Raw genomic sequence first — 19,272 nt, 5'->3', positions numbered from 1 at the left:
TTTAGAATCCATATGCTGCAATATATCCAGCCTTTTCTGCTAATTCTTGTCCTTTTTTGGATAATCCAAATGTTATATATTCTTTTATTATTCCTGTTTCTGGCCAACCATTGCTTACATCAATAAACATGTATAATGGTCTGGAAATAGGATAAGTTGCTTTTAAAACATTTAATTTTGTTGGTTCAACACCTTCAACTTTCAAAACTTTAACAGAATTATTTACATAACCTACACCAACATAGGCAATTGCATATGGGTTTCTTGCAACTTGATCAATTTCAAATTGAGTAGATTCTACCATTTTTACAGTTGGAGCCATTCTTGCTTCTTTTAATACTTTTTTTTCAAATGTTTCAAATGTTCCAGAAGCTGTATTTCTTGAATAGATAACTATTCTCTTTTTAGGTAGATTAGGGCTAACTTGATTCCAGGTGCGTAATTTTCCTGTATAAATTCCCTTTAATGTCTCTAATGATATGTCATTAATTCCAAGTTTTGGATTAACTATTATAGCAATTCCGTCATATGCTATAACAATTGGTGCAAAGTATTTTCCTTCTTCATTCATTTTTTTTATTTCTTTTTCTTTTAAAAATCTACTTGCATTTGCAATATCTGTTGTACCATTAAATAATGCTGCAATTCCAGTTGAAGATCCTGCACCTTCTAATGTTATTTCTAAATCAGGTTTTTCTTTTTTTAATTCCTCTATCCATAATTGAGCTATAGGGAAAATAGTATTTGAACCTTTAATAACTAATTTGGCAGAAAATGAAATAACCATAATACTCATTAAGACTATAACTAATAATACTTTCTTCATACTTTTACCTCCATTAATTAAATTTCTTTTTTAGTTTTACGATTTGATTATATATATCTTTGTTTTTTTGAATATATACAAATATTAAGAAATGTTAAGATTGCTTTGGCCAAAAAAATAAAGGGACCTTCGAATTTTCGAAGATCCCTTTATTTTTTAGATTAATCTCTTATTTCGGCTATATAATTTCCTAATAAAACTAAGATAACTCCTAAAATAGTATATAAATTTGGAATATTTTTTAAAATTATAGCATCTGAAATAACAGTAACTATAGGTATAAAAAAGATACCATTTGTTGTTGTTTTTGCACCAGCAAGTCTTATGGCTTTATTCCACCATATATATCCTAATGCAGTACAAAAGATACTGAGAAAAATAAAAGCAACTATGACTTTTGGTTGAAACCATAATTGGAATAGAGGGCATGTACCACTACCTTTTAATTCAAAAAAAACAAATGGTAAAAAGAATAACATTCCATAAAAATTTAAATCCTTGGTAATAATCAAATTATCATGATGATGTAGTTTTTCAATAAAAATTGTATAAAAAATCCATGAAAATGATGCACCGAACATTAACATATCGCCAATTGGATTTAATTTTAAAATAAATCTACCATTTAAAACAATGGCTGCTACTCCTGAAAAAGCTAATAAAGTTCCCAAATATCTCATTTTATGAGAAAAAGATTTTTTTAAAATGTCAGAAAAAAACAAATACATCACAGGTGTCGCAGAAATAATTAAAGAACCATTTGTGGGAGTCGTATATTGCAAAGCGGTATTTTCAAACAAAAAATACGCAGTAACACCAAAAAAACCAGAGAGCATTACATATAATAATTCTTTTTTTGTATATTTAATTTCCTTTCTAATAAAAATTAATAATACAGCAGTAGCTAAAAAGAATCTTAAAAAAGCCGCTGTTATAGGCGGAATATTTTGAACAATTATTTTTGTAGCAACAAATGAGATACCCCAAAAGATAACAGTTAATAGCATATATAAAATTCCAATAGTTTTTTTATTCAAACCACCCCACCACCCATGTGAAATTATATTAATAAATAAACATTGAATCACCAAATGAAAAAAATCTATATTTTTCTTGAACAGCAATTTTATAAGCATTCATAATAAAATCGTATCCTCCAAAAGCTGCAACTAACATTAATAGAGTTGATTTTGGTAAATGAAAATTAGTTATTAAAGCATCTATCATTTTAAATTCATATGGTGGATAAATGAAAATATCAGTTGTTCCCATATATGCATCCTGCTTAGGTAAATTAGCTATAGTCTCTAAGGTTCTGACTACTGTAGTTCCAACGCTGATAATTCTTCCATCATTATTTTTATATTCTCTTATTTTTTTAATTGTTTCTTCTGGAACTTCATAATATTCCTCATGCATTTCATGTTCTTCAATGTTATCTACTTTTACAGGTCTAAAAGTTCCTAAACCCACATGAAGAGTAACTTCAGCAAATTCAATTCCTTTATTTTTGATATTTTCAATTAATGCCTTTGTAAAATGAAGCCCTGCAGTTGGTGCGGCTACAGCACCTTGAACTTTGGCATAAGTAGTTTGATATCTTTCTTTTGGGCCATTATAATTTTTTATATAAGGTGGTAAAGGCATATTACCTATTTTTTCAATTTCTTCCCAAACATCAGAATTTGAAAAGAATTTTATTATTCTCGAACCATCGTTGTTGTGTTGAACTATCTTTGCAAATAAATTATCTGAAAATTTAATTTCTGCTCCCGTTTTTAATTTAGAACCAGGTTTTACCAAAGCTTTCCATGTGTTTTCTTCATGAGTTTTTTCTAATAATAAAACTTCTACTTTTGCACCTGTTGTTTTTTGACCATATAATCTGGCAGGAATTACTTTGGTATTATTTACAACCAATAAATCACCAGGATGTAAATAATCAATAATGTTTCTGAAAATCTTGTGTTCAATGCTTTTTTCTTTTCTATTTAAAACCATTAGTCTGGATGAATCTCTTGGTTCAACAGGCTTTTGAGCTATATATTCATCTGGTAAATAATAATCAAAATCTTTTACTTCGTATAATGGTTTTCTCATCTTTTCCTCCTATGCATTTGCTCTTATAGTTAATATATCACCATCTCTTACAATTTCTTCTTTTCCAGCTAATCTCCATAATCCAGCTTTTTTAACCTCTTCTTCTGAACCTAATCTAATTAAGTCATCATAATGCATAACTTCAGCTTTTACAAATCCTTTTTCTAAATCTGTATGAATTTTACCGGCAGCTTTTTTCATGGTAGTACCTTGATTAATCGTCCAGGCTCTCACTTCATCTTCACCAACAGTAAAGAAAGTTATTAATCCTAAATGATCATAAACAGTTTTAGACAATCTTGCGATACCAGGTCTCTCAATACCCAATTCTTTCATAAATTCTTCTTTTTCTTCAGGTTCAAGTTCAATCAAATCAGCTTCTGTTTTTCCACAAATTTCAATATATGCAAAGTTTTCTTCTTTACATGTATTAATCAATTCATCTTTTCCAGGATATTCGCCACTCATTAATTGATCTTCATCAACATTTACTACTGTGATTATTGGTTTTAGCGTAAACAATGCTAAAGAACTAATTAATTTTTTGTCATCTTCGCTTAACTCAATTTTTGAAGCAAATTTTCCATCTTCTAAAATAGGTTTTATTTCATTTAAAATCTTTACCTGTCTTTCCTCTTCTTTTGTTGGCTTTTTCTTTTTATTTTGTTCTATTAATCTTGTTAATCTATTTTCAACAACTTCCAAATCCCTTATAATAAGTTCAGTCTTTAAAGTGTCCAATTGATCTGTTGGCGTTTCAGCACCTTCTGGGAAAGGAACAGAATCATTTTTAAATGCTCTTATTACTAATATTATGGCATCAACAGTTTGAATCATTTGTAATATTCTATTTTTTTCTTTCCTATCTGCAGATGTGTTATAACTTGGAATATCAATAAAATTTAAGGTAGCATGAACTGTTTTCTTTGGATTATACATAGCAGTTAATTTTTCAAGCCTTTCATCCATAACATTTGCTACTCTTTCTTCAGCATCTTGCTTGTAACTGCCATCATATGGTTTATTTGTCAAAAGGGAAAAAATTGTAGTTTTTCCTGTTAAAGGTAATCCTAAAATACCTATTTTCATTTTAAAGCCTCCTCGAAAATTTTATATTTTTCACCTATAGCTTCAATTTCTATATCTCTTTTTGTCATATCTTCAATGTTATAATATAATTTTATTTCTAAATATTCGTCTGGAATATAATAATCTAATCTTTCTGGCCATTCTATTAAATATATACCTTCTGAATCCTCAAAAAGACCAACATATGGAATTTCTTCCGGATCAGAGAGTCTATATAAATCCACATGATATATTTTGTAATCATTATCATATACTTTAACTAATGCAAAAGTTGGTGATGTTACTGATAATGAATCATCTTTTAAAAGACTTCTAATAAAACCTTTTGTGAAAGTTGTTTTACCAGTACCCAAATCACCATATAATAATACTATCATTCCAGGGAAAGCATATTCAGATATATTTTTTGCTATTTCTAATAACTTATATTCGTTGATTTTATCCAGCCTCTTGATCTTAGAACGGCCTCCTTCCAAATATAATATTCTTTTTCTATTTTATCTGAATTGTTAGGCATTATCTTTATACCTGAAAAATGCAAATTTTTTATGTCATTAATAGAAATATTTTTTGAACCAATAGCAGCCATAAATGCTGCACCTAACGCTGTGATTTCCTGGAATTCAGGAACAAATATTTCTGCATTAATCAAATCACTTTGAATTTCCATTAATAATCTATTTTTTGTAGCTCCACCATCAACATTCATCTTTTTAATTTTTGTCCAAACAGCTTCTTGCATTGAATCAATGACTTCTCTAACACTAAACGCAACAGATTCTAAAGCGGCTCTAATAATATTTTCTTTTTTAGTAGCTCTAGTTAAACCAATAATTAATCCTCTAGCATCTGAATCCCAATATGGAGATCCTAAACCACTCAATGCTGGGACTATATATATTCCACCATTATCTGTATTTCTTGAATAATTTTCTAAATCTTCATATTCGTCTATCATTTTAATATCTTTTAACCATTTAAAGAAAGCGCCTACAGTAAATATACTTCCTTCTAAAGAATATATAGCTTCTTCATTTATTTTCCATCCAACAGAGGTTAATAATCCGGGATGTGGTTTTGGTGGAGTACTTCCTGAATTCATTAAAACAAATGCACCAGTACCATACGTACATTTAGCATCTCCTACTTCAAATGCTCTTTGTCCAAAAAGTGCAGATTGTTGATCTCCTATCATACCATATATTTTAGGTCCAAATTTTGTTTCTATACCATTTTCAATAGCAGTGTTTACAATTTCTGGTAATATCTCTTTTTTTATTCCAAAGGTTTTTAATATTTCGTCATCCCAATCTAATGTGTGAATATTCATTAATTGAGTTCTTGATGCATTTGATACATCTGATACATGTTTACCAGATAATTTAAATGCTAACCATGATTCTATTGTTCCAACTTTTAAATTTCCATTATCATACGCATTTTTTACTTCATCAACATTTTCAATCAACCATAATATTTTAGATCCAGAAAAATATGGATCTTTAACAAGACCAGTTTTTCTCCTAACCTCAGTCCAAAAACTTACAGGAAACCTATTTAATATATCTGCAGTTCTTCTACATTGCCAGACAATAGCATTATATAATGGCTTTCCTGTATTTTTATCCCAAGCTACAATAGTTTCTCTTTGGTTTGTAATACCAATTCCAATAATTTCATTCCAGGAAACATTATTTTTTTCTAATACTTCTATCATTGTTTCTTCAGTTTTTTGATATAATTCTTCAGCATCTTGTTCAACCCATCCTGGGTGTGGATAATACATATTAATTTCTTTCTGAACATAATCTACTAATTTAAAATTTTCATTAAATAATAACGTCCTTGTACTACTTGTGCCTTCATCAATAGCTAAATAATATGACATTATAATCCCCCCAATGCAAAATTTGAATTTTATTATAATTATATTATATCATATATATGTAATATAATTTGTGATTTTTTAACTTGACTTTTTTTATCCAATTTGATATAATGGAAGAAACAAGATAAAAATTGTCTGAATTTATATATACTATTTGTGATAAATTTCATAAGGAGGGAGAAAAATGTTTGATAGAGGAATTGGTGGTACACCTATAATAACACTCTCAAAAATTGTAAAACCTAATAAAATATTTGTAAAGCTTGAAAAAAATAATATAACAGGTAGTGTAAAAGATAGAGCAGCATATTTTATGCTTAGAAAAGCAGAAATAGAAGGAAAATTAGGTAAAGATAATAATATTATAGTAGAACCTACAAGTGGAAATACAGGTATAGCTTTGGCAGCAATTGGAAAGTACAGAGGTTATAGAGTTATATTAACTATGCCAGAAAGTATGAGTATAGAAAGAAGAAAGATATTAGAAAAGTATGGGGCAGAATTAATATTAACTCCAGCTGATAAAGGAATGAAAGGTTCCATAGAAAAGGCTTTAGAAATAGTAAATGAGAAAAATGCATATATGCCAAATCAATTTGAAAATCCAGCAAATGTTTTAGCACATGAATTAACAACAGGACCAGAAATATTAAAACAAATGGATTATAATTTAGATATTTTTGTAGCTGGTGTTGGAACCGGTGGAACAATAACTGGGACAGGAAAAGTATTAAAAAGATTTTTTAGAGATAAAATAAAAATAATAGCAGTTGAACCTGAAAATTCAGCAGTTATATCGGGGAAACAGCCTGGAAAACACAGAATTCAAGGGATAGGAGCAGGATTTATTCCGAAAAATTTAGATGTTTCTATTTTAGATGAGGTAATTACAATAAAAGATGAAGAAGCATTTGAAATGCAGGATATTTTAGCAAAAAAAGAAGGATTATTTGTTGGAATATCAGCTGCTGCAAATATATTAGCAGCAAAAAAATTAGCAGAAAAATATCCTGATAAAAAGATAGTTACTGTGGCACCAGATTTTGGAGATAAATATTTGAGTTTATTATAACAAAGCAGCTACAATTTGTAGCTGCTTTGTTTATAAAGTGTTAAATGTGGATTGCCCAGCCTTCAATACCTCTAAATGCTTCCATAATACCTTCAGATAGAGTAGGGTGTGCATGTATCATTTTTGCAATATCTTCAGGTAATAATTCTGCATTTTTTGCAAGTAAAACTTCATGGATTAATTCTGTAGCTTCAGCACCAATAATATGTGCTCCTAAAATTTCATTTGTTGTCTTATCAGTTAGTATTTTTACAAAACCTTCAGACTTTTCTATTGCTACTGATTTACCAACACCCCTATATGGGAATGAAAATTTATTATATTCAATTTTTAATTCTTTTAATTTTTCTTCTGTTAAACCAAAACTTGCTATTTGTGGTTCTGAATAAATAGCAGAAGGAATTTTATTTAAATCAATAAATTCTTCTGTTTCTAATCCAGCAATATGTTCTACAACAATTTCTCCTTCTTTTGAAGCTACATGAGCTAGTTGAGGGGTTTTTACAATATCTCCAATAGCATAAATATTTTCCACATTAGTCTTATAATAATTACCTACTTTAACATATTCATTTTCTAATTCTATTCCAACAGTTTCTAACCCTATGTTTTCTGTATTAGGACTTCTTCCTACAGCAACTAATACTTTTTCTACTTCAATAATATCTTTACCGTTTACTTCTAATTTAATTGAATTTTCTGTTTTTTCGATAATCTTTGATTTAGTAGATTTATATATTTTTATATTTCTTTTTTTATACACTTTCTCAAGAAATTCTGCTATTTCTAAATCTTCGGTAGGTAATATTCTGTCCATAATTTCTATAATATGAACTCCAACACCAAAAGCATTCATTATATAACTAAATTCTATACCTATTACTCCACTACCAATAATTGCTATTGATTTAGGCAATTTTTCTAACATTAAAGCACCATTAGAACTTAATATTTGTTTTTCATCTATATCAAATCCTGGAATGGATTTTGGTTTTGATCCAGTAGCTAATAAAATATTTTTTGCAGAATATATTTTATCATTAACTTTAATTTCATTTTTACTTATTAATTGTCCAAACCCTTGAATTAATTCTATTTTGTTTTTCTTTAATAAAAACTGAACACCTTTTGATAATGTGTCGGCAGCTTTTCTGGATTTTTCAAATACCTTTTTATAATCAAATTCACCCTTATCAATTTTTATACCCATATATTCTAATTCTTTTATTCTAGAAAAAGTTTCTGCTTGATGGATTAAAGCCTTTGAAGGGATACAGCCTATATTTAAACAAACACCTCCAACTTTTTCCTTTTCAATAATTGCTGTTTTTAATCCAAGTTGCGATGCTCTAATAGCAGCAACATATCCGCCTGGTCCTGAACCTAAAACTATTAAATCATAATTCATATCTATCACCTCAAAGTATTGCTAATATTGGATTTTCAAATGTATCTTTTAAGTCTTTCATAAATGCAGCAGCTAAAGCACCATCTATAACTCTATGATCAGATGATAATGTCATTTTCATTATAGGTTTAATAACGATTTCTCCATTTTCTACAACTGGAGTTTCTTTTATCATACCAATAGCTAAAATAGCTGATCCTGGAGGATTAATTATTGCAGTGAATTCATCAACTCCAAATGAACCCAAATTACTAATTGTAAATGTAGCATTTGTATATTCTTCTGGATCTAATTTGTTATTTTTAGCCTTATCAATTAATGTTTTTAATTCATCATCTATTTGTAAAATACCTTTTTTATCAGCATTCCTTACGATAGGAGTTATTAATCCATCTTCTTGCGCAACTGCTAATGCTATATCAACTCTACCAAATTCAATTATAGAATCATTGTTTAATGTAGCATTAATTCTTCTGTGCTTTTTCAATGTATTTGCAACAATTTTTATAATAAATGCATTTAATGATAAGTTATATTTTTTATTAAGCATTTTTCTATTTTCTAACACATTGCTCATATCAACACTAACAGTTAAATAGAAATGAGGTGCTGTGTATTTTGATTGAGATAATCTTTCACCAATAATTCTTCTTTTATCAGATAATGGAATAACAACATCTTCATCTCTTGTTTCAACTTGTATAGATGCATACTCTCTTTTGATTTCTTTCACAGTTCGAACAGGTTCTGCAGTATAATTTTCCACATCTCTTTTTACTATTCTACCACCTGGTCCAGTACCTTTAATTTTAGAAATATCAATTTTTTTCATTAATGCAATTTTTCTTGCTAATGGTGATATTTTTATTCTCTTTAAATCATTATTTTCTGGTATTTCTTTTGGGATAGTAGTATTTTTTGTTTCTACTTGTTTTTCTATTTGAGTTTTTTCTTCAACATTTTCAATTTCTTCCTTTTCTTCAGATAATAAATCGGAAATATCCTCACCAGGTTCACCGAAAATAGCAATTGGCTCTCCAACGGCAGCCTTACCACCTTCAGGAATTAATATTTTCAATATAGTTCCTTCATCTGTAGCTTCATAATCCATTGTAGTTTTATCTGTTTCAACTTCACAGAGCACATCTCCCTCTGAAAAGGATTCATTTTCTTTTATATTCCATTTAACGATAGTTCCTTTCTCCATCGTAGGAGATAAGGCTATCATATATAATTTTTCAGCCATATTATCGTCCTCCTAAATATACATAACTTTCTTAACAGCTTTTATAATCTTTTCAACAGATGGTTGTGCAGCTAATTCTAATTTGTGATTGTAAGGCATTGGCACATCTTCTGAAGTAACTAATTCAACAGGTGCATCTAAATAATCAAATGCCTTATGTGAAATTAACCATCCTATATGAGATGCAACACTAACAAATGGCCATGATTCATCTACAATTACACATCTGTTTGTTTTCTTTACAGAATTAAGTATTGTTTCTTCATCTAAAGGTCTAATACTTCTTATATCAATAACTTCAACGTTAATACCCTCTTTTTCTAATATTTCAGCACTTTCCATTGCATATTTTAATGGTTTTGAATAAGAAATAATAGTTACATCAGAACCATCTTTTTTCACATCAGCTTTTCCTATATCAATAACATATTCTTCTTCAAGCACTTCACCTTCCCAAGAATACATTAATTCACTTTCCAAGAATATAACTGGATTATCATCTCTAATAGCAGATTTTAATAATCCTTTAGCATCATAGGGTGTTCCAGGAGCAACTACTTTTAATCCAGGTACATGTGCAAAAAATGATTGTGTTGCTTGAGAATGTTGAGAACTTAGATATTCAGCAGGTCCATTTGGCCCTCTAAAAACGACTGGAACTTTAAATTGTCCTCCTGACATATATCTCATTTTTGCTGCGTTATTTACAATTTGATCAAATGCTTGTAGAGCAAAATTGAAGGTCATAAATTCTACTATAGGTCTTAAACCTGCCATGGCAGCACCTATTCCAACACCTGCAAAACCATTTTCGGTAATAGGTGTATCAATAACTCTTTTTTCACCATATTTATCATATAATCCTTGACTCACTTTATACGCACCATTATATTGTGCTACTTCTTCGCCCATTAATATAATATTTTTATCTCTTGCCATTTCTTCATCCATGGCTTGTCTTAAAGCTTCTCTCATAGTTATAATTGCCATTTATACCACTCCCTCTTAAACGTATAGATCTGTATATAATTCATTCAGATCAGGTTCAGGACTTTCTTCTGCATATTTTGCAGCATCCTTAGCAATTTTCTTACATCGTTTATCCATTTCTATATAATCATCTTCTGTAATAACATTATTTTCTATTAATAATTCTTTGAAACTAATAATTGGATCTTTTTGTTTGTATTTTTCTAATTCTTCTTTAGTCCTGTATTTTGCAGGATCACTCATTGAATGTCCTTTAAATCTATATGTTTTAGCCTCAAGTAAAAATGGAGTTCCACTTTTTGCTACTTCAATAGCTTCCTTTGTAGCATCATATACTTCTAAAACATCCATACCATTTACTTGTTTTCCTTTCATTGCATATGATTCAGCCATTATAGAAAAATCGTCAATTGCTGATACTCTTCTAAAATCTGTTCCCATGCCATAATGGTTATTCTCACATATATATACAACAGGTAAATTCCATATTTTTGCTAAATTTAAACTTTCATGGAATGAACCTTGATGAATAGCACCATCACCAAAATAACACAATACAACTCCATCTTCTTCATTGTATTTTATTTTTAATCCTATACCAGTTGCTACAGGAATTTGAGCACCAACTATACCATTTCCTCCAAAGAAATGTTTTTCATAATCAAAAAAGTGCATTGAACCACCTTTCCCTTTTGAACAGCCAGTGATTTTCCCATATAATTCAGCCATTAATGAATTTGGATCTAATCCAGCAGCTAAAGCGTGACCATGGTCTCTATATGCTGCAGCAACATAATCTTTTGTCATATCTAAATTTGAAATAGAACCTACTGCTACTGCTTCTTCACCAATATATAGATGTAAGAATCCACCTATTTTTTTTAACCCATATGCTTGAGCAGCTTTTTCTTCAAATCTTCTAATTAAAACCATTTTATACAGTAAATCTTTAAGTAATTTGGAATCATATTTATTAATATCTTTCATAATTATTCCTCCCTAAAATTAATTCTTTCTTTAATGCCTTTCATTGTGTCATAATATACAATTTCTTCTATAACTGTTTCCAATACTACAAATTCTGCATCATCTTCTAATTTCCATATTGCTACTAAATTAGAAGATAAATTTTCTAATACTTCTGATTTAAATAGAGCATCTTCAATAATATTCATTTTTCCATATATATTGATAACTTCTGTAAGGTCTCTATTTTGTATTAACCATTGAACCTTATCATTTGTTTTTAAGTCATTAACTTTTGGAAAATCTTCTAAAGTAACTGCATAAGTGCATTCTTTGTTATAAGGCATTAAGCATGGTGACATCCATCTTAATTCAGGATATCCCTCTTTATTTACCCATCCTAAAACACCTGTTTTGGTTTCAGATAATAGTTTTCCTAATTTCTCCATAACATCATTTTTATCCATAATAAGCGCCTCCTAAACGTTTAATAATAAGTTTTTAAAATCAAATTTTTCTTTTTTATTCATATTTTTTTCATTAATTGAAATAATATATCCATTCTCTATTTGATAAATATTATTTCCTAATTCAACAGTAAATTTTGGTGTTCTTCCATATATCCATTCCCAGGATTTATGTTTTTTAATTAATTCATTATCTCTAAAATAATGGGTTTCTATTAATTGGGTTTGTAATTTAAGTCTTTTTGAAAATACATTAATTATATTGTTCATAATCATATCATCGTCAATACAAAAATTAATTTCCTTTATGTTTATAATTTCAGATGGTTTTGAAATAGTAGCATGTGTATTAAATGCTGGATTTATTTTTAATGTTTCTTTTATTTTTTCTATATTAGAGTCAATAAGTAATGTCCCATGATGTAAGAAATTGTTTTTTTTAATACAAAACGCACTACCAGAAAACTTAAAATCCTTATGCATTAAATCATTCTTATAATTTCTATAACTATCAATTCCTAAATTATTTAAAGCTTCTAATACGAATTCAAATATTTCATCACTATTTAGATAATTTTTTGGTGCAATAACTGAGTAATTTAAATTACCTAAATCATGATATACTGCTCCTCCACCAGAAATTCTTCTGGCAATATTAAAGTTATAATCACTATCAAAATTAATTTCTCTCCATGGATTTTGGTGTTTTCCTATAACTACAGAATCTTTTGCTTTCCAAAATAATAAATAGATATCTTTAATATTTTGGTTTAAAATATATTCTTCTATAGCTAAATTATTATATATATTAGTATTTTTGCTTTTAATTAAATTTATATTCATAATAATTCCTTCTTTGTAATTATTTTAATTTTATTTCATTTAAATTCTACCATTTTTATCGGAATTAAAGATTTCTTATTTGTTACATATTAAAAATAAGATTGTTAATTAAAAAACTTATTTTTCTATTCTTTATCGTGATTAAGTAGATAATAAAAAAGCGGCTAATGAAAATCATTAGCCGAAAAATTTATAATTTTATTTTTATATTATTTTTTGATTTTATAGATAAGAAATACTTATAAATCTTATTATCTTTAAATATTATTGTATATTTCCATTTTTATCAGTTTTTATAATCCAATAATCGTAACTACCATGATTATTAGTAATATCACCATTATTTGATTTTGTATATCCAGTAATAATTAAACTACCATAGTTTGCTTCTTCGACAGATTGAGCACAATCATTATCAGATCCCCCAAAAGTTTTTTGCCAAAGTAGATTACCATTATTATCTATTTTTATAATCCAATAATCATAATTACCATGATTATCAGTAACATCACCATCGTTTGAATAACTTTCACCACTTATAATAAAGTTATTATCAATTGTTTTCTTTATATTGTAAGCATAATCATTTTTAGAACCACCAAAAGTTTTTTGCCAGAGTAAATTACCATTATTATCTATTTTTATAACCCAATAATCATAATCACCATGATTATCAGTAACATCACTGTCATTTGAATTTGTATATCCAACGATAATAAAACCACCATCACTAGTCTTTTCTATAGATTGAGCGTAATCATCATTTGAACCACCAAAAGTTTTTTGCCAGAGTAGATTTCCATAACTATCAATTTTTACTATCCAATAATCAAAATTTCCGTGATTAAAGAGAATATCATTATCGTTTGATTTTGTATATCCAACAATAATAAAACAATTATCGTTAGTTTTTTGCATTGAATAAGCTATATCCCAATCAGAACCACCAAAGTTTTTTTGCCAAAGCAAGTTACCTTCATTATTGGTCTTTATTATCCAGTAATCAAAATCACCATGATTATTAGAAAATTTTCCATTATTAGAAGCAGAAGTGCCTGCAATAATAAAATTATCATTGTTTGTTTCTAATATTGAAAAAGCAATATCTTCACCATTACCTCCGAAAGTTTTTTGCCAAAGCAAATTTCCTTCACTGTCAGTTTTTATTATCCAATAATCAAAATTTCCATGATTATTTGATATGTCTTTATCTGTTGATCTTGTATATCCAGCAATAATAAAATTATTATCGCTAGTTTCTTGTATTGAATAAGCTTCATCCATATCAGATCCTCCAAAAGTTTTTTGCCATTTTAAGTTCCCCTTCTCATCTAACTTTATTATCCAATAATCGTAATATCCATGATTACCAGAAACATCACCATCATTTGAATAAGTAGTACCAGCAACGATATAACCACCATCTGTTGTTTGTTGAATTGAGTGTGCCATATCACCATTTGAACCACCGAAAGTTTTTTGCCATCGAGGTATTTTGTTAGTAAAAGTATATATATTACTTTCTGTTTTGGCTCCTTTATCATCTTTAGCAACTACTTTCCAATAGTATGTTCTGTAATCATTTACTGTTATTGTTGTACTTGTTTCTGTTATATCTGATTTTACTTTTGTTGTTGGGTTAGTGTTTTTATCTAAATATATATCATATGTCAAAGTATCATTATCTGGATCAGACGCTGTCCATGATAATGTTATTTCTTTACCAATTACTGTGGAATTATTATCTGGTTTATTTAATGATATTGTTGGTGCTTTTGTTGTTGTAAATGATACTGTTTTTTCTGTTATTGCATTATATTCATCTATAACTACTATTTTTACTGTGTATGTTGTATTGGTATTTAAGTTAGATAATTGATATGATTTTGATGTGTAATTTTCTGTTTTTGATTCTCCGTTTAAATATACATTGTATTTAACTTCATCATTTTCATTATCTGTTGCGCTCCAGGTTATTGTTGGATTTAATTCTATATTAGTTGAATTATTTTTTGGATAAGTTATTTCTAATTCTGGTGCTGTGTTTTGTGGTTTAGTAGTAAATGACCATATATCTCCTTCTGTCTTGAAACCATTACTATCTATAGCAACTATTTTCCAATAATATGTTGTATTATATTTTAATATTCCGGGATTATATTTATTATCCACCTGTCCTTTATTAACCAATGGTGGATTACTATTTTCTCCAAAATATACCTTGTATATTAGTATATCTTTATCTGGATCTGTAGCATTCCAACTTAATGTTGTATTAACTGGAATATCTTTTGCTTTATCTGCTGGCACTGGATTATTAGGTATGGTTGGAGGATTATTCAAATTCATACATGAAATAAGAATGAGTATTAGTGTAATTATAGGAATAAAAACTTTTTTCATATTATACCCCCAAATTAAAATTTTATTGTTATATATAAATTCAAACCAGGATCAAAAATTAATTGACCTAAATTATATCCCAATTTTAAAGGTAATTCTATACTAAAATTATTTAATTCATAACCAGGATTAAATGTTAAATAATATATTGTATTTGCTATGTTGTATATATCATTGTGATAACCTAAACCAAATTTTGAATAAAATCTATTAAAGTTATATTTTGTATATCCTTCAATATTCCATCTTGATAATGGATAACCAATTACATTTAATTCTCCTGATATGCCTAAGGCTATATTATCTATAATATAATAACCCATATCTAAACCTAAATATGGTTCAAAAAAAGATAATGTACCTTTAAAAGATATATAAGCAGTGTTTTGAAAAGTGTTAGGTATATCTTTTTTTATTACGTTTATTATTTCGCCGTTTGAAATATTAAACTCTAACGAAGATAAATCTTTTCTTAATGATTTTTCTATATTACCTTTTAATACATTACTATATATAACTTTTCCAGATTTATCAATGATCTTATAATATACACCATTATCTAATGTTTTGCCAATAAAAAGATAGTCTAAATTAGCTAATTCGCTAAATTCTCCAGCTTTCTCATCATTTTCTACAATACCCAATAATTCTAATTTTTTTTCTTCAATAATTAATTCGAGATTTGTTCTATCAACGACGATAACATTATCTTTTTTAGAAAGATAAGATTCAGCTATTTTATTGTATATAGGTTTATTCTCAAAACCATATATTCCTATTTTCACGAAATCAGAGAACGATATAGCAGATAAAATCAAAATTATAAAAACTATAAATTTTCTCATAACAACCTCCAAATTAAAATAAATTTTAAAAAAATTAACCTTATACAAATATTATATCACTTAGAAAATATAAATCAAATAGTTTTGATTGAAAACTATTATTTTTTACATATCATTAATATATCTTAGATATATTAATATAAGTATTTCTTTGTTATGATTAACTTTTTTTCAATAAAGTAGTTTACTTTTTGAAAAAAATGTAGTATAATGGTAAAAAATTTGGAGGAATGAATATGGAAAAAATAACTAAAAATGGTAAAAATTTATTTAATTCAATAAATATCAATAGCTTAAATTGGTGGTGGACGCCCGGTGGGTGTCTACCGTTTTGTCATGCTCTGAGATAAGTTTAGAGTATTTTTATTATTGTAGACAATCACCGGATATCCATATGGATGTCCGGTTTTTTTTATTAAAATAACGAAAGGGGAGTGTTATTATGAGTAGAAGAGAAAGAATATATTTATCTGTTGAGGAGATGCCTAAATATTGGTATAATGTATTAGCTGATTTGCCTTTTCAATTAGATCCGCCTTTAAATCCTCAAACAAGAGAAGTTTTAAAACCTGAAGAATTAGGGGCTATATTTCCGCAACCGCTTGTAGAACAAGAAGTCACTACAGAAAGATTTATTAAAATTCCTAAAAAAGTATTTGATGAATATGCTGTATTTAGACCATCACCATTAATTAGAGCATCTAATTTAGAAGAATACTTAGAAACTCCAGCAAAAATATATTATAAATATGAAGGAGTTTCTCCTACAGGTAGTCATAAAACTAATACTTCTATTCCACAAGCATATTATAATATGATTTCTGGAACTAAAACTTTGGTAACAGAAACAGGAGCTGGACAGTGGGGAACTGCTTTATCATATGCAGGGTTAAAATTTGGATTGAATATTGAAGTTTATATGGTAAAAACGAGTTTTGAACAAAAGCCTATGAGAAAACTTATTATTAATTTTTTTGGTGGTAAAGTATCTCCGAGTCCAAGTTTAAACACAGAATTTGGAAAGAAAATGTTAGATATTGATAGAGAAAATCCGGGAAGTTTAGGTATTGCTATTAGTGAAGCTTTAGAAGAGGTTTTTAAGAAAGATAATGCAAAATATGCTTTAGGTAGCGTTTTAAATCATGTATTATTACATCAAACTATTATAGGTTTAGAAATAAAAAAACAATTTGAAAAAATAAATATAAAGCCGGATGTTATAATAGGATGTCATGGCGGAGGTTCAAATCTTGGTGGAACTATATTGCCATTTATTCCTGAAAAATTATCTGGAGAAAAAATTGAATTTTTAGCTTGTGAACCAAAATCTTGTCCTACTTTAACAGAAGGTGAGTATAGATATGATAATGGAGATACAGCGGGATTAACCCCTTTGATGATGATGTATACTTTAGGAAAAGAATTTATTCCACCTAAAATTCATGCTGGAGGCTTAAGATATCATGGTTCAGCACCTATTATTGCAAAGCTAAAACATGAAAATATGTTAAATGCTATAGCTTTGGATCAAGAAGAAACTTTTGAAGCAGCAAGGATTTTCTCTAAATTAGAGGGTATAATTCCTGCTCCAGAATCTTCTCATGCTATTGCAGGAGCTATAAGAGAAGCAATTAAAGCAAAAGAAAATAAGGAAGAGAAGGTTATAGTTTTTACTTTATCTGGGCATGGGCTTTTAGACTTGACTGCATATGCATAAAAAAACTAGCGGTTAATTCAACCGCTAGTTTTATATATATAGTTTTTTTAACTTGCTGTTTGGCTTTGTATTTTTTCAGCTTCTTCAAATTGTTTCCTTATTTCATCTATTCTTCTTTTCAAGATTAAATTTCCGCCAGTTAATTCTTTTTCTATTTTTTTAATAGATTGGCTAATTGTAGAATGATTTTTTCCTATAAATTCAGAAATATCTTTAACCTTCATTTTTCCATAATTTTTAAGCATAAATGATAATATTTGTCTTGCTTCTGATATTTCTTTTTTTCTGGTTGGGCTAAACAACTGTTCTCTTGTTAAATTATATTCTTTAATAACTGCTTCTAAGATAAGGTTTTTCTTTAATACTCTTAAAGTTTCTTTGGTTTGAGGAATGTTTTTCTTATGAGCTTTTAAAGAGCTATATAATTTTTTAACAGTTTCTATATTAACCTTTTCTCCAGTAACTTTACTATGAAAAAATAAATTTAATATTAGTCCTCTTAGTCTTCTTAAATTGTTATCTATATTTTCTACTAAATAAGAAACAACATCATCAGATAGATACAATGAAGACATTTCGGCCATTTTTTTAGCAATTTTTAATTTTGTTTTTTTATCTGGTTCATCAACGTTTACCACTAACCCCATCTCAAATCTGCTAATTAATCTTGGGTGAAATGTTGCTAGTTCTTCGGGAGTCCTATCAGAACATATTATTATTTGTTTTCCAAGATTAAATAAAGTGTTAAATGTGTGGAAAAGCTCTCCTTGAGCCATATCCTTTCCAATTAAAAATTGCACATCATCTATTAATAATATGTCTATCTTTTTTCTATAGCGTTCTCTAAAATCATCCATTTTTTCTTCACGTAATGATTTCATTAAATCATTCATAAACTCCTCTGCTGTTACATACATAACTTTTAAATCTGGAGAAGTTTCCATTAAATGATTTCCAATAGCATGTAAAAGATGAGTCTTTCCCAATGCAACATCACCATAAATAAACAAAGGATTATATTTGCCTGGGTTATTTGCTACCTCTAATGCAGAATAATATGCAACTCTATTTGCTTCTCCGATTACAAAGCTATTAAATGTATATTCAGGGTTAAAATCAGAAAGTTTTAAAGGTCTTTCCTTTATTAAAGGACCTGCTTTTTTCTTTGTGGATTGATCAGCAGGAATAAATGTAAATTCTGCAGTTACTTTTTTAGAAAGAATATCAGATAATGTATTGGAAACTAAAGAACCGTATTTTCTAGCTATAAAATCTTTAACAAAAAGATTTCCAATACCTATTATTACCTTTTTTTCCTGAATATCTAATATTTGGGCAGAGGTAAACCATTGTTCCCAGGTATTATGGTTAATTTTTGATTTAAGTAGTTCCAACAATTCTTCGTTTGTCAC

Annotated in this window: 17 protein-coding genes; 2 read left to right on the top strand and 15 right to left on the bottom strand. The window is 28.1% G+C overall.

What is annotated here, in order from left to right; all coding sequences use genetic code 11:
- Position 1: 1 nt before the first annotated feature.
- The 6 genes from JRV97_RS00085 to JRV97_RS00060 all read right to left on the bottom strand — a co-directional run bounded on the left by JRV97_RS00085 (position 2) and on the right by JRV97_RS00060 (position 5,903).
- Positions 2-826 carry a phosphate ABC transporter substrate-binding protein PstS family protein gene (locus JRV97_RS00085; protein ID WP_280999044.1) on the bottom strand — a complete coding sequence of 275 codons (825 nt, stop codon included), beginning with the start codon at positions 824-826 and terminating at the stop codon, positions 2-4.
- 161 nt (positions 827-987) lie between these two features.
- Positions 988-1,863 (bottom strand): DMT family transporter, encoded by an 876-nt coding sequence (locus JRV97_RS00080; protein ID WP_280999043.1) that lies wholly within the window; start codon positions 1,861-1,863, stop codon positions 988-990.
- Positions 1,864-1,891: 28 nt separating this feature from the next.
- Complete coding sequence (gene queA, locus JRV97_RS00075) at positions 1,892-2,926, bottom strand: tRNA preQ1(34) S-adenosylmethionine ribosyltransferase-isomerase QueA (protein WP_280999042.1); 1,035 nt, start codon at positions 2,924-2,926, stop codon at positions 1,892-1,894.
- Positions 2,927-2,935: 9 nt separating this feature from the next.
- Complete coding sequence (gene ychF, locus JRV97_RS00070) at positions 2,936-4,015, bottom strand: redox-regulated ATPase YchF (protein ID WP_280999041.1); 1,080 nt, start codon at positions 4,013-4,015, stop codon at positions 2,936-2,938.
- Complete coding sequence (gene tsaE, locus JRV97_RS00065; protein ID WP_280999040.1) at positions 4,012-4,491, bottom strand: tRNA (adenosine(37)-N6)-threonylcarbamoyltransferase complex ATPase subunit type 1 TsaE; 480 nt, start codon at positions 4,489-4,491, stop codon at positions 4,012-4,014. Before tsaE ends, ychF begins: the two co-directional genes overlap by 4 nt.
- Positions 4,431-5,903 carry an FGGY family carbohydrate kinase gene (locus tag JRV97_RS00060; RefSeq protein ID WP_280999039.1) on the bottom strand — a complete coding sequence of 491 codons (1,473 nt, stop codon included), beginning with the start codon at positions 5,901-5,903 and terminating at the stop codon, positions 4,431-4,433. Before JRV97_RS00060 ends, tsaE begins: the two co-directional genes overlap by 61 nt.
- Positions 5,904-6,087: 184 nt before the next feature.
- Here JRV97_RS00060 and cysK point away from each other — a divergent pair, with 184 nt between their 5' ends.
- A complete protein-coding gene (cysK, locus tag JRV97_RS00055) occupies positions 6,088-6,975 on the top strand; it encodes a cysteine synthase A (RefSeq protein WP_280999038.1) in 888 nt (295 codons plus the stop codon).
- A 40-nt stretch (positions 6,976-7,015) separates the two neighbouring features.
- On the opposite strand, the gene lpdA is transcribed toward cysK, so the two are convergent.
- From lpdA to JRV97_RS00015, 8 genes are all read right to left on the bottom strand, one after another.
- The gene (lpdA, locus tag JRV97_RS00050) at positions 7,016-8,383 is read right to left on the bottom strand and encodes a dihydrolipoyl dehydrogenase (protein ID WP_280999037.1); all 1,368 of its coding nucleotides are present in this window, start codon (positions 8,381-8,383) and stop codon (positions 7,016-7,018) included.
- A gap of 10 nt (positions 8,384-8,393) precedes the next feature.
- Positions 8,394-9,629: a dihydrolipoamide acetyltransferase family protein gene (locus JRV97_RS00045; protein ID WP_280999036.1), complete on the bottom strand. Its 1,236-nt coding sequence runs from the start codon at positions 9,627-9,629 to the stop codon at positions 8,394-8,396.
- Between the two features lie 12 nt (positions 9,630-9,641).
- Positions 9,642-10,619 (bottom strand): pyruvate dehydrogenase complex E1 component subunit beta, encoded by a 978-nt coding sequence (locus tag JRV97_RS00040; RefSeq protein WP_280999035.1) that lies wholly within the window; start codon positions 10,617-10,619, stop codon positions 9,642-9,644.
- Between the two features lie 15 nt (positions 10,620-10,634).
- Positions 10,635-11,606, bottom strand: a complete 972-nt coding sequence (pdhA, locus tag JRV97_RS00035; protein WP_280999034.1) for a pyruvate dehydrogenase (acetyl-transferring) E1 component subunit alpha — start codon at positions 11,604-11,606, stop codon at positions 10,635-10,637.
- A 2-nt stretch (positions 11,607-11,608) separates the two neighbouring features.
- Positions 11,609-12,052, bottom strand: a complete 444-nt coding sequence (locus tag JRV97_RS00030) for a pyridoxamine 5'-phosphate oxidase family protein (protein WP_280999033.1) — start codon at positions 12,050-12,052, stop codon at positions 11,609-11,611.
- Between the two features lie 12 nt (positions 12,053-12,064).
- Positions 12,065-12,895: a lipoate--protein ligase family protein gene (locus JRV97_RS00025; RefSeq protein ID WP_280999032.1), complete on the bottom strand. Its 831-nt coding sequence runs from the start codon at positions 12,893-12,895 to the stop codon at positions 12,065-12,067.
- Between the two features lie 264 nt (positions 12,896-13,159).
- On the bottom strand, positions 13,160-15,298 hold the full coding sequence (locus tag JRV97_RS00020) for a fibronectin type III domain-containing protein (RefSeq protein ID WP_280999031.1): 2,139 nt from the start codon (positions 15,296-15,298) through the stop codon (positions 13,160-13,162).
- Between the two features lie 14 nt (positions 15,299-15,312).
- Positions 15,313-16,143 carry a hypothetical protein gene (locus JRV97_RS00015; protein ID WP_280999030.1) on the bottom strand — a complete coding sequence of 277 codons (831 nt, stop codon included), beginning with the start codon at positions 16,141-16,143 and terminating at the stop codon, positions 15,313-15,315.
- A gap of 442 nt (positions 16,144-16,585) precedes the next feature.
- On the opposite strand from JRV97_RS00015, the gene JRV97_RS00010 reads away from it, so the two are divergent.
- Positions 16,586-17,860, top strand: coding sequence for a TrpB-like pyridoxal phosphate-dependent enzyme (locus tag JRV97_RS00010; protein WP_280999029.1), 1,275 nt, complete (start codon positions 16,586-16,588; stop codon positions 17,858-17,860).
- A 47-nt stretch (positions 17,861-17,907) separates the two neighbouring features.
- On the opposite strand, the gene dnaA is transcribed toward JRV97_RS00010, so the two are convergent.
- Positions 17,908-19,272, bottom strand: a complete 1,365-nt coding sequence (dnaA, locus tag JRV97_RS00005) for a chromosomal replication initiator protein DnaA (RefSeq protein WP_280999028.1) — start codon at positions 19,270-19,272, stop codon at positions 17,908-17,910.

This window comes from Marinitoga aeolica (genome assembly GCF_029910535.1).
Taxonomy (GTDB): Bacteria; Thermotogota; Thermotogae; order Petrotogales; family Petrotogaceae; genus Marinitoga; species Marinitoga aeolica.
Note: the sequence above shows the minus strand (reverse complement) of the source record. Positions and strands in the feature narration are given on the sequence as shown.

What these genes read in the sequence shown, in the direction of transcription:
- JRV97_RS00085 (WP_280999044.1), bottom strand. Translation starts at nt 826, where the DNA reads ATGAAGAAAGTATTATTAGTTATAGTCTTAATGAGTATTATGGTTATT.
- queA (WP_280999042.1), bottom strand. Translation starts at nt 2,926, where the DNA reads ATGAGAAAACCATTATACGAAGTAAAAGATTTTGATTATTATTTACCA.
- ychF (WP_280999041.1), bottom strand. Translation starts at nt 4,015, where the DNA reads ATGAAAATAGGTATTTTAGGATTACCTTTAACAGGAAAAACTACAATT.
- JRV97_RS00060 (WP_280999039.1), bottom strand. Translation starts at nt 5,903, where the DNA reads ATGTCATATTATTTAGCTATTGATGAAGGCACAAGTAGTACAAGGACG.
- cysK (WP_280999038.1), top strand. Translation starts at nt 6,088, where the DNA reads ATGTTTGATAGAGGAATTGGTGGTACACCTATAATAACACTCTCAAAA.
- lpdA (WP_280999037.1), bottom strand. Translation starts at nt 8,383, where the DNA reads ATGAATTATGATTTAATAGTTTTAGGTTCAGGACCAGGCGGATATGTT.
- JRV97_RS00045 (WP_280999036.1), bottom strand. Translation starts at nt 9,629, where the DNA reads ATGGCTGAAAAATTATATATGATAGCCTTATCTCCTACGATGGAGAAA.
- JRV97_RS00040 (WP_280999035.1), bottom strand. Translation starts at nt 10,619, where the DNA reads ATGGCAATTATAACTATGAGAGAAGCTTTAAGACAAGCCATGGATGAA.
- pdhA (WP_280999034.1), bottom strand. Translation starts at nt 11,606, where the DNA reads ATGAAAGATATTAATAAATATGATTCCAAATTACTTAAAGATTTACTG.
- JRV97_RS00030 (WP_280999033.1), bottom strand. Translation starts at nt 12,052, where the DNA reads ATGGATAAAAATGATGTTATGGAGAAATTAGGAAAACTATTATCTGAA.
- JRV97_RS00025 (WP_280999032.1), bottom strand. Translation starts at nt 12,895, where the DNA reads ATGAATATAAATTTAATTAAAAGCAAAAATACTAATATATATAATAAT.
- JRV97_RS00020 (WP_280999031.1), bottom strand. Translation starts at nt 15,298, where the DNA reads ATGAAAAAAGTTTTTATTCCTATAATTACACTAATACTCATTCTTATT.
- JRV97_RS00015 (WP_280999030.1), bottom strand. Translation starts at nt 16,143, where the DNA reads ATGAGAAAATTTATAGTTTTTATAATTTTGATTTTATCTGCTATATCG.
- JRV97_RS00010 (WP_280999029.1), top strand. Translation starts at nt 16,586, where the DNA reads ATGAGTAGAAGAGAAAGAATATATTTATCTGTTGAGGAGATGCCTAAA.